General features: G+C 61.3%; 9 protein-coding genes. 7 read left to right on the forward strand and 2 right to left on the reverse strand.

Going from position 1 to position 10237, the window contains the following annotated elements:
• Nucleotides 1–136 precede the first annotated feature (136 nt).
• Genes HDC30_RS26055 through HDC30_RS26070 form a run of 4 tightly spaced genes read left to right on the forward strand, consistent with a single transcriptional unit; the run spans nt 137 to nt 2870 of the window.
• Nucleotides 137–445 carry a hypothetical protein gene (locus HDC30_RS26055; RefSeq protein WP_003222071.1) on the forward strand — a complete coding sequence of 103 codons (309 nt, stop codon included), beginning with the start codon at nt 137–139 and terminating at the stop codon, nt 443–445.
• Nucleotides 445–1305 (forward strand): DUF72 domain-containing protein, encoded by an 861-nt coding sequence (locus HDC30_RS26060; protein ID WP_115986522.1) that lies wholly within the window; start codon nt 445–447, stop codon nt 1303–1305. Before HDC30_RS26055 ends, HDC30_RS26060 begins: the two co-directional genes overlap by 1 nt.
• A 33-nt stretch (nt 1306–1338) precedes the next feature.
• Nucleotides 1339–2175 carry an oxaloacetate decarboxylase gene (locus HDC30_RS26065; protein ID WP_150370356.1) on the forward strand — a complete coding sequence of 279 codons (837 nt, stop codon included), beginning with the start codon at nt 1339–1341 and terminating at the stop codon, nt 2173–2175.
• A gap of 2 nt (nt 2176–2177) precedes the next feature.
• Nucleotides 2178–2870 carry an extensin family protein gene (locus tag HDC30_RS26070; protein WP_183785746.1) on the forward strand — a complete coding sequence of 231 codons (693 nt, stop codon included), beginning with the start codon at nt 2178–2180 and terminating at the stop codon, nt 2868–2870.
• 4 nt (nt 2871–2874) lie between these two features.
• Here the strand turns inward: HDC30_RS26070 and HDC30_RS26075 are convergent, their stop codons facing one another.
• The gene (locus HDC30_RS26075; RefSeq protein WP_183785778.1) at nt 2875–3495 is read right to left on the reverse strand and encodes an energy transducer TonB; all 621 of its coding nucleotides are present in this window, start codon (nt 3493–3495) and stop codon (nt 2875–2877) included.
• A gap of 93 nt (nt 3496–3588) precedes the next feature.
• On the opposite strand from HDC30_RS26075, the gene HDC30_RS26080 reads away from it, so the two are divergent.
• Nucleotides 3589–4371, forward strand: coding sequence for a class I SAM-dependent methyltransferase (locus HDC30_RS26080; RefSeq protein WP_115986519.1), 783 nt, complete (start codon nt 3589–3591; stop codon nt 4369–4371).
• A gap of 104 nt (nt 4372–4475) precedes the next feature.
• Here the strand turns inward: HDC30_RS26080 and HDC30_RS26085 are convergent, their stop codons facing one another.
• On the reverse strand, nt 4476–5111 hold the full coding sequence (locus HDC30_RS26085; RefSeq protein ID WP_183785748.1) for a TetR/AcrR family transcriptional regulator: 636 nt from the start codon (nt 5109–5111) through the stop codon (nt 4476–4478).
• Between the two features lie 94 nt (nt 5112–5205).
• Here HDC30_RS26085 and HDC30_RS26090 point away from each other — a divergent pair, with 94 nt between their 5' ends.
• Nucleotides 5206–6306 carry an efflux RND transporter periplasmic adaptor subunit gene (locus tag HDC30_RS26090; RefSeq protein ID WP_096795817.1) on the forward strand — a complete coding sequence of 367 codons (1101 nt, stop codon included), beginning with the start codon at nt 5206–5208 and terminating at the stop codon, nt 6304–6306.
• A 6-nt stretch (nt 6307–6312) separates the two neighbouring features.
• A complete protein-coding gene (locus HDC30_RS26095; RefSeq protein WP_096795818.1) occupies nt 6313–9381 on the forward strand; it encodes an efflux RND transporter permease subunit in 3069 nt (1022 codons plus the stop codon).
• The last annotated feature ends 856 nt before the right edge of the window (nt 9382–10237 follow it).

Genomic DNA, 10237 nt, shown 5'->3' on the forward strand with positions numbered 1-10237 from the left:
AAGTCACTGCCAATCGTCAGTTTCCAACCCCGCGCTTTAAACCTTTTGCGCTTTATGTGTTCTAGTTATCACTCGGCAATTTGCTAAGTCGGTCAAGTGCCGCTAAATTGCCATCATCGATACCGAGCATGAAATTATGCGTATAGACGGCCTCTCCTCTCAGTCCTACCCCATCAAGCGCAAGCCTCGCAAAGGCAATGTGGCGCTGGATGAATCCGTCGACGATATCGACGGCGAGCTGGAATTCCCGACTGAAGAGCAACTGGCCGCCCGCGCTGCCAAAGCCTCCGCACAACGCCTGGCCAATCTGCCCGCCCGTCAGCAAGACATGATTTATCACCGCGCCATGAGCAAAAGCGTAGCGATGGCCCTGGCCAGCTACCTGAGCACCGCCGGTTTTGTCGATTGGGATGCGGATGTGCTGGGCCTCGACCTTTACATCTGATGGATCTGCCTTACTACCTCGGTTGTCCGTCCTGGAGTGAAAACGCCTGGCGCGATTATCTGTACCCCGAAGACGCCAAGACCTCCGACTTCCTCGCTCTCTACTCCCAAGTGTTCAATGCCGTCGAAGGCAACACGACCTTCTACGCCAGCCCCTCGCCGGCCACCGTGCAGCGCTGGGCCGAGACCATGCCCGAACACTTTCGCTTCACTGCCAAGTTTCCCGGCGACATCAGCCACAGCGGTGATCTGCGCGATCAACTGACCGCCGCCGAAACCTTCGTAAATCTTCTCAGCCCGCTCGGCGAACGTGTTTCGCCGCTGTGGCTGCAACTGTCGAAAAGCTTCACCCCGCATCGACTGCCGGAGCTGACCGCGTTCATCGACGCGCTGGACCGGCCACTGGCGGTGGAAGTGCGCCACGAGCAGTTCTTCGCCAAGGGCGAGAGCGAACGCCTGCTCAATCGCCTGCTGCTGGATCGTGGCGTGGAACGTATCTGCCTCGATCCACGGGCGCTGTTCAGTTGCCTGTCGACCGAGTCTTCGGTGATCCACGCGCAATCGAAAAAGCCGCGGGTGCCGACGCGGCCGGCGGCGTTTACCCAGTTCCCGCAGGTGCGCTTCATTGGCCACCCGGAGCTGGAAGCCAATGATCCGTTTCTGGTGCCGTGGGTGGCGAAAATCGCCGAGTGGATCGAAGAGGGCCGCACGCCGTACATCTTCCTGCACACCGCCGACAACGTCATGGCGGCGAAGCTGGCGCAACGTTTTCACGCACAACTGATGCAACGTTTGCCTGGCCTGCCATCCCTGCCTGAGCTATACAGAGAACCCGCCGCCGAGCAACTCGGCTTGCTCTGAAGGCGGATTTTTCCCCTGCCCAGGAGCCTGCCGATGGACGCCCACGCCCTTCAAGAACAAACCCGCAAAGCCCAGGCCTTCAAGGCCCTGCACGAGCGTCCGGGGATTTTTGTGATTCCCAATCCGTGGGATGCCGGCTCGGCGAAGATGCTCGCCAGTCTGGGCTATCAGGCGTTGGCGACCACCAGCGCTGGTTACGCGTTTTCCCAGGGCAAGGCCGACGGCGCCCTGAGTCTCGATGACACTTTGGCCAACGTCCGGGCGATTGTCGCGGCCACGGATTTGCCGGTAGCGGTGGATCTGGAAAACGGTTTCGCCGATGACCCCGCCGAATGCGCGAAAAGCCTGTTGCGTGCCGCCGAGGCCGGCGCGGTCGGTGGTTCGATCGAGGACGCCACGGGCCGTGCCGACGCGCCGATCTATTGCTTTGAACACGCCGTGGCACGCATCGAAGCCGCCGTCGCTGCGGTGCGCACGCTGCCATTTCCCTTCATCTTGACCGCCCGCGCGGAAAACTACCTGCACGGTAATCCCGATCTCAACGACACCATTCGCCGCCTGCAAGCCTTTGCCGAGGCGGGCGCCGACGTGCTGTATGCGCCGGGTTTGCGCAGCGCCGAAGAGGTGTTGGCGGTGGTGCGCGCGGTGGCGCCAAAACCGGTCAACGTGCTGATGTCCGGCGGTTTGAAACTGACCGTGCAGCAGCTTGAAGAGATGGGTGTGCGGCGCATCAGCACCGGTTCGGCGCTGGCCTTGGCAGCGTTCGGCGAGTTCTTCCGCGCGGCTGAAGAAATCCAGCAGCGCGGGACGTTCGGCTTTACGTCGCAGTCGATGCCGTACGCCAAGGCCAATCAGTTTTTCAAAGGCTGAGCATGGGTCGCTGGATCGCGCTGTCGTTACTGCTGATCATCGCGGGTGCCGTGCTCAGCGTCTGGCGCGGCTGGCTCGATGTGCCGGCCGAGTGGAACCCGTGGGCGCCGCTGGACGTGAAGGCAGCGCCGAACTGGTTGACCGGTTTCAAGCTGATGCGCCTGCGCGGCAATCCCGAATTATGCGCACAAGTCCTGAGCAACTCGGGTCTGCGCGTCACCGCGCAAGCCGACAGCCCCGACGCCAAGTGCCCGCTGATCGGCACCGTGCGCGTGCAGGGCGGTGAGGTGGCGCTGAGCAGCAGCTTCCTCGCCAGTTGCCCGCTGGCGGTGGCTTACGCGATGTTTGAACGGCATAGCCTGCAACCCGCCGCGCAATCTGTTTACGGGCAGAGGGTGGCGCGGCTTGATCACCTCGGCAGCTTTGCCTGTCGCAATGTCTACAACCGCGAGAGCGGGGCGCTCAGTCGGCATGCCAGTGCCGATGCGCTGGATATCAGCGGTTTTCGGCTGGCCGACGGGCGAAGCATCAGCGTGCTCAGGGACTGGCCGAAGCAAAATCAGGACGCGCAGTTTCTACGTCAGGTACGCGATGGCGCCTGCGAGGCGTTCAGTGTGGTGTTGAGTCCGGATTACAACGCCGCCCACCGCAATCACTTTCATGTCGATGTCGGGCGCTGGAGCGTGTGTCGCTGAGGGATCAGGCGGCGAGGCGCAGGTTCTGCAGGACGATCGGGCGCGCCCAGCCGTTATCGAAGTCCAGTGCCTTCTGCTGCTCGGCAATTTCTTCCGGCGGGAACGGCGGATAAGGTTTTTGCAACAGATCGAGATCGAATTCGGCAATCGGCAGGTACAGCGGCTTCTTCTGTGGCGCCGGGCCAGGCTCGGGAAGCGGCTGACCATTGTTGATCACGATTGGACGGACCCAGCTGCTGTCGAAGTCCTGCTGCTCTTGCTGAGCTTTGAGTTCTTCTGGCGGGAACGGTGGGAACGGCTTGTCCAGCAGATCGGTTTCGAACTCGGCGATCGGCAGGAACAGCGGCTCCGGCGGACGCACTTCGGTGTCGACCACGTCGCACTGACGCTGCTCGACGATGTGCGCGTGCAGCTCGCTGCCCAGGGTCGGTTCTTCCGGGCTGTTCAGGTCAACCGGTGGAAAGGTGCCACAGGCCGGCACCACATCACTCGTCTGTTCGGCCATCGCCTGGGCAAAGAAATCCTGCCACAGGTGACTGACGCCGCCCAATGCTTGAGTGTTATGACGGCTGAAGTCGCCCTTGGGCGAAATGTAGCCAATCGATGTGGGAAGAATGCCTGACATTTTTTTCGGTTGACGCTCAGCTCTGGCAAAATGCGCGTTGATTGTTTTATCGGCCACTTTTTGCCGATCCTTAACTTTTTTGAGCGTGTTTTCATGATTGAGCAACCCGCGGCCTGCCGCATCCATGTCCAGGCCCTCGGCCCGACGTTTGAAGCGCAAGCCGAGCAATGGGCCGAGCGCCTGGGCCTGCCGCTGCAGGTGGACGACGGCGAGTTCGCCTTGCAGGTCGGCGAGCAGGGTTTGCAGCTGCAACAGCTCGGCCCGGATGCACCAGGGCCGGTGCGGGTGGACTTTGTCGAGGGTGGCGCGGCGCATCGGCGTCTGTACGGCGGCGGCAGCGGGCAGATGATCGCCAAGGCGGTCGGCATCGCCCAAGGCGTGCGCCCTCGGGTGCTGGATGCCACGGCGGGGCTGGGCAAGGATGCGTTCGTGCTGGCCAGTCTGGGTTGCGAGATGAGCCTGATCGAGCGTCAGCCGTTGATCGGCGCGTTGCTGGAGGATGGTCTGGCGCGGGCGGCGGAAGATTTCGATGTGGCGCCGATTGTCGCGCGGATGAAGCTGCTCAAGGGCAACTCGATCGAGGTCATGCGCAACTGGGAGGGCGAGCCGCCGCAGGTGATCTACCTCGACCCGATGTTCCCGCACCGCGAGAAAACCGCGCTGGTGAAGAAGGAAATGCGCCTTTTCCGGCCACTGGTCGGGGATGATCCGGATGCGCCGGCATTGCTCGAAGCGGCGCTGGCGTTGGCGACGCACCGGGTGGTGGTCAAGCGCCCGCGCAAGGCACCGTGCATCGAGGGGCCGAAGCCGAGCCATGCGCTGGATGGCAAGTCGAGCCGGTATGACATCTACCCGAAGAAAGCGCTCAAGGCTTGAGACCGCGTCGCCCCCTTCGCGAGCAGGCTCGCTCCCACATTGGAATGCCTTTCAAATGTGGGAGCGAGCCTGCTCGCGAAGGGGGTAGACCAATCACCAGGTCTCTAGGGTCTGTAAGCCCGCATGAACAACCCCACCACTTCCTGCACATGACTCTCTGAAGCCTCTTCGCTCAGCGGCTCGCCGCAGCAATACAGCAAACGAAAATTCCCTGCGCCCTTGATCAGGCAGAAGAAATGCTCGGCCGCATTACGCGGCAGGTCGATGCTCAGCGCGCCGGTCTCGTCGATGCGTTTCAGCAGCCGCTCCATGCCTTGCACCATGCGCTCGGGACCGGCGTCGAAGAAAATCTGTGACAGCTTCGGATCCTGCGTGCCCAGCGCCATCATCAAGCGATGCAGATTCACCGACTCGTCGCTGTTGATCAGTTGATGAAAGCCTCGGGCAATGTTCAGCAACACTTTTTCCACGGGGATTCCGGCGGGCAATTCGAAGAACAGCGGCGGTAACTGCTCCTCGCATTTGGCCATCACCGCGGAGGAGAACAGCGTCTCCTTGTCGTTGAAGTGGCTGTAAACCGTCAGTTTCGACACGCCAGCCTCGGCGGCGACCGCGTCCATGCTGGTGTTGGCGTAGCCGTGACTCAGAAACAGGATTTTCGCCGCGTCGAGGATCGCCCGGCGCTTGGCCGGATCCTTCGGACGGCCCGGGCCGTTTGGAGCTGCAAGATTGTTCGACATTCTTCGCTTTTAATACTGGACTGGTGAGTTTGCTATTAATACCATACTGGCCAGTATAAATATTCCAAGCACCATTAGCGAAAGGTCCGTCACCATGTTCCGCCATGCGTTGTCGTTTGCCGTGCCAGTCAGCCTGGCTGTTTTATTGTCCGCATGCGGTCAGGAAGAGGCGACGCAAGTCAGCGTTCGACCGGCCATGGTGGTGCAGCCAGAGCCTTCGGCGCAGGCGATGGAAAGTTATCCGGGCGAGGTGCGCGCCCGTTACGAACCGGATCTGGCGTTCCGCATTGGCGGCAAAGTCAGCCGACGACTGGTCGAGGAAGGCCAGCGCGTGAAGGCTGATCAACCATTGGCCGAGCTCGATCCGCAGGATGTGCGCCTGCAACTGGAAGCCACCCGCGCACAGGTCGCCGCCGCCGAAGCCAATCTGAACCTGGTGCGCGCCGAGCGTGACCGCTACAAGACTTTGATGGAGCGGCAGATGGTCAGTCGTTCGGCCTACGACAACGCAGAAAACCTCTACCGTTCCGGCGAAGCGCGCCTCAAGCAGATCAAAGCCGAATTCAACGTCTCGACCAACCAGGCCAGTTACGCCGTGTTGCGCGCGCCGCAGGACGGCGTGGTGGCCAAGCGTTCGGTGGAAGTCGGGCAAGTGGTTGCCGCCGGGCAAACCGTGTTCACCCTCGCCACCGATGGCGAGCGTGAAGTGTCGATCAGCCTGCCGGAGCAGAGCTTCGGACGGTTCAAGGTCGGCCAGCCAGTCACCGTTGAACTGTGGACCCAGCAGAACCAGCGCTTCGCCGGGCAGATTCGTGAGCTATCGCCGGCAGCCGACCCGAAATCCCGAACCTTCGCCGCGCGCATCTCGTTCACCAGCGGCAAAGTCCCGGCTGAGCTCGGGCAGAGTGCCCGGGTGTTCGTGCAATCGGCAGAAAGCGTGCCGCTGTCGGTGCCGCTCTCGGCGCTGACAGCGGAAAATGGCGCGACCTACGTCTGGGTCGTCAACGCCAACAACACCTTGAAAAAGACCCCGGTGCGCATCGGCCCGTTCGGCGAGAAAAGCGTGCCGGTGCTCGAAGGCCTGAATGCCAGCGACTGGGTAGTCGCCGCCGGGGTTCACGTATTGCTCGAAGGTCAGCAGGTGCGGCCTGTGGATCGCTCCAACCGTGTGGTCAATCTGGCGGACAAGGAGTAAGTCCCGATGCGCTTCAACCTTTCTGAATGGGCGCTGCGTAATCGCCAGATCGTACTGTTCCTGATGCTTTTGCTGGCCATCGTCGGCGCCTTGTCCTACACCAAGCTCGGCCAGAGCGAAGACCCGCCGTTCACCTTCAAGGCCATGGTCATTCAGACCCGCTGGCCGGGGGCGACCGCGCAGGAAGTCTCGCGTCAGGTCACTGAACGCATCGAAAAGAAATTGATGGAAACCGGCGAGTACGAACGCATCGTGTCGTTCTCCCGCCCGGGTGAGTCGCAGGTCACGTTTATTGCCCGCGATTCGATGCATTCCAAGGAAATTCCCGACCTCTGGTACCAGGTGCGCAAGAAGGTCAGTGACATTCGTCAGACCTTGCCGCCGGATATTCAGGGACCGTTCTTCAACGATGAATTCGGCACCACGTTCGGCAACATCTATGCGCTGACCGGCGACGGTTTCGATTACGCGGTGCTCAAGGATTACGCCGATCGCATCCAGATTCAGCTGCAACGGGTCAAAGATGTCGGCAAGGTCGATCTGCTCGGTTTGCAGGACGAGAAGATTTGGGTCGAGTTGTCCAACGTCAAACTCGCCACCCTCGGTTTGCCACTGGCGGCTGTACAGCAAGCGCTGCAAGAGCAGAACGCGGTGTCCACCGCCGGGTTCTTTGAAACCGGCAGCGAGCGCGTGCAACTGCGGGTCTCGGGGAATTTTCAGACGGTCGAGGAGATCAAGAACTTCCCGATCCGCGTCGGTGACCGGACGTTCCGCATCTCCGATGTCGCCGATGTGCATCGCGGTTTCAACGATCCACCGGCGCCGCGCATGCGCTTCATGGGCGAAGACGCCATTGGCCTCGCAGTAGCGATGAAGGACGGCGGCGACATTCTGGTGCTGGGCAAAGCGCTGGAAGGCGAGTTCTCGCGCCTGCAGAAAAACCTTCCGGCCGGCATGCAATTGCGCAAGGTGTCCGACCAACCGGCGGCGGTGAAAACCGGGGTCGGCGAGTTCGTCCAGGTGCTGGTCGAGGCGCTGGCGATCGTATTGCTGGTGAGCTTCTTCTCCCTCGGCGTGCGCACCGGCATGGTGGTTGCGCTGACCATTCCGCTGGTGCTGGCGATGACCTTCGCCTGCATGTATTACCTGGGTATCGGTCTGCACAAGATCTCCCTCGGCGCGCTGGTGCTGGCGCTGGGCTTGCTGGTGGACGACGCGATCATCGCCGTGGAAATGATGGCGATCAAAATGGAACAGGGCTTCGACAGGATCAAGGCCGCGAGCTACGCCTGGACCAGCACTGCGTTCCCGATGCTTACCGGTACGCTGATCACCGCCGCGGGTTTTCTACCGATCGCCACCGCGCAGTCCGGCACCGGTGAATACACCCGTTCGATCTTTCAGGTGGTGACCATCGCGTTGCTCGCCTCATGGGTGGCGGCGGTGATGTTCGTGCCGTATCTGGGGGAAAAACTCCTGCCGGATCTGGCGAAGATTCATGCGGCCAAACATGGCACGACTGACGGGCAAGCCGACCCGTATGGCACGCCGTTTTATCAACGGGTGCGACGTCTGGTGGAGTGGTGCGTGGCGCACCGCAAAACCGTGATTGTGCTGACAGTGGGGCTGTTTATTGCGTCGGTGATGCTGTTCCGTTTCGTCCCGCAGCAGTTCTTCCCGGCCTCCAATCGATTGGAATTGATGGTCGATCTGAAACTCGCTGAAGGCGCGTCGCTGGCCAACACCACGGCCGAGGTCAAACGCCTGGAGGCGATGCTCAAGGATCACGCCGGCATCGATAACTATGTGGCGTATGTTGGCACCGGTTCGCCGCGCTTCTACCTGCCGCTGGATCAACAACTGCCGGCGGCGAGCTTCGCTCAGTTTGTGGTATTGGCGAAAAACATCGAAGAGCGCGAGACCCTGCGCACCTGGTTGATCGAGACCCTTAACGAGCAATTCCCGACCCTGCGTTCGCGGGTTACGCGTCTGGAAAACGGTCCGCCGGTTGGCTATCCGGTGCAGTTCCGCGTCACCGGTGAGCACATCGAGGAAGTCCGTGCGCTGGCGCGCAAAGTGGCGGCCAAGGTGCGCGAGAATCCGCATGTGGTCAACGTGCACCTGGATTGGGAAGAGCCGAGCAAAGTGGTGTACCTGAACATCGATCAGGATCGTGCGCGGGCGCTCGGTGTGAGCACGGCCAATCTGGCGAAATTCCTCCAGAGTTCGCTGACCGGCTCGAGTGTCAGCCAGTACCGCGAGGACAACGAGTTGATCGAGATTCTGCTGCGCGGCACGGTGCATGAGCGCACCGAGTTGACGTTGCTGCCGAGTCTGGCGGTGCCGACCGATAACGGTCGCAGTGTGGCGCTGTCGCAGATTGCCACGCTGGAGTACGGGTTTGAGGAAGGGATCATCTGGCACCGTAATCGTCTGCCGACCGTGACAGTGCGTGCCGACATTTATGGCAAGGAGCAGCCGGCGACGCTGGTGAAGCAGATCGAGCCGACGCTGGATCCGATCCGTGCCGAATTGCCTGACGGGTATCTGCTGGATGTTGGCGGTACGGTGGAGGATTCAGAGCGTGGGCAGAAGTCGGTGAATGCCGGGGTGCCGATGTTCATTGTGGTGGTGCTGACGTTGCTGATGGTGCAATTGCGTAGCTTCTCGCGTACAGCGATGGTGTTTCTGACGGCGCCGCTGGGGTTGATCGGGGTGGTGTTGTTTCTGATGGTGTTCCGCCAGCCGTTCGGGTTTGTGGCGATGCTGGGGACAATTGCACTGTCGGGGATGATCATGCGCAACTCGGTGATTCTGGTGGATCAGATCGAGCAGGATATTGCCTCTGGTCTCAAGCCTTGGCAGGCGATTATCGAGGCGACGGTGCGGCGGTTTCGGCCTATTGTCTTGACGGCTTTGGCGGCGGTGCTGGCGATGATTCCTTTGTCGCGCAGTGTGTTTTTCGGGCCGATGGCGGTGGCGATCATGGGGGGGTTGATTGTGGCTACGGCTTTGACGCTTTTGTTTTTGCCTGCTTTGTATGCGGCCTGGTTCCGAGTGCGTCGCGACGCTTGATGGTTTTGGACTTGGCGGCCTTTGGGCCGACCAGGTTCTTGGGGTTTTGGGTTTATATCCGTTGCTTCGGGTGCTGCGGCTGGCGGTTTCGCCCTTACGGCGAGTCACTTTTGCAGACGCCCAAAAGTAACCAAAACGCTGGGCCCCGGCGTACGGCCCTCGCTTAGGCTCGGGTTCCTTCGTTGCGTGGTTCATCCGGGCGCATCGCCTCCGGTTTGCTTCGCTGCACCTCCTCTCGATGCATTTGGCTACGCCAAACGGTCGCTGCGCTCCCACCCCCGGATAAACCCCTCCACTCAGCCTGCCGAAGGGGCCGGCACGGCAAGATCAAAAGCTGCAGCCGAGCTTGCGCTCATCCTGTTGAGTGGTGAAAAGCATGCGGTCGGCTTTTGCTTTTCTGTAGGAGTGAGCCTGCTCGCGATGGCGGCCTAGTAGCCGACCAATCTCCAACTGCCTGCACCCAATCCAAATGTGGGAGCGGGCTTGCTCGCGAAGGCGGCCTGACAGTCGACCAATCTCCAACTGCCTGCACCCAATCCCACTGTAGGAGTGAGCCTGCTCGCGATGGCGGCCTGACAGCCGACCAATCTCCCACTGACCGCAGCCAATCCCACTGTGGGAACTGGCTTGCCAGCGATGGCGGCCTATGAGCCGACCACTCTCCAAATGCCTGCACCCAATCCAACTGTGGGAGCGGGCTTGCTCGCGAAGGCGGCCTGACAGTCGACCACTCTCCAACTGCCTGCACCCAACCCCAATGTAGGAGTGAGCCTGCTCGCGATGGCGGCCTGACAGCCGACCAATCTCCCACTGACCGCAGCCAATCCCACTGTGGGAACTGGCTTGCCAGCGATGG

It is taken from the genome of Pseudomonas sp. JAI115, from assembly GCF_014200835.1.
Lineage (GTDB): Bacteria > Pseudomonadota > Gammaproteobacteria > Pseudomonadales > Pseudomonadaceae > Aquipseudomonas > Aquipseudomonas putida_A.

Bases quoted from the DNA above. Each gene is read 5' to 3' on its own strand.
- HDC30_RS26055 (WP_003222071.1), top strand. From the start codon at position 137: ATGCGTATAGACGGCCTCTCCTCTCAGTCCTACCCCATCAAGCGCAAG.
- HDC30_RS26060 (WP_115986522.1), top strand. From the start codon at position 445: ATGGATCTGCCTTACTACCTCGGTTGTCCGTCCTGGAGTGAAAACGCC.
- HDC30_RS26065 (WP_150370356.1), top strand. From the start codon at position 1,339: ATGGACGCCCACGCCCTTCAAGAACAAACCCGCAAAGCCCAGGCCTTC.
- HDC30_RS26070 (WP_183785746.1), top strand. From the start codon at position 2,178: ATGGGTCGCTGGATCGCGCTGTCGTTACTGCTGATCATCGCGGGTGCC.
- HDC30_RS26075 (WP_183785778.1), bottom strand. From the start codon at position 3,495: ATGTCAGGCATTCTTCCCACATCGATTGGCTACATTTCGCCCAAGGGC.
- HDC30_RS26080 (WP_115986519.1), top strand. From the start codon at position 3,589: ATGATTGAGCAACCCGCGGCCTGCCGCATCCATGTCCAGGCCCTCGGC.
- HDC30_RS26085 (WP_183785748.1), bottom strand. From the start codon at position 5,111: ATGTCGAACAATCTTGCAGCTCCAAACGGCCCGGGCCGTCCGAAGGAT.
- HDC30_RS26090 (WP_096795817.1), top strand. From the start codon at position 5,206: ATGTTCCGCCATGCGTTGTCGTTTGCCGTGCCAGTCAGCCTGGCTGTT.
- HDC30_RS26095 (WP_096795818.1), top strand. From the start codon at position 6,313: ATGCGCTTCAACCTTTCTGAATGGGCGCTGCGTAATCGCCAGATCGTA.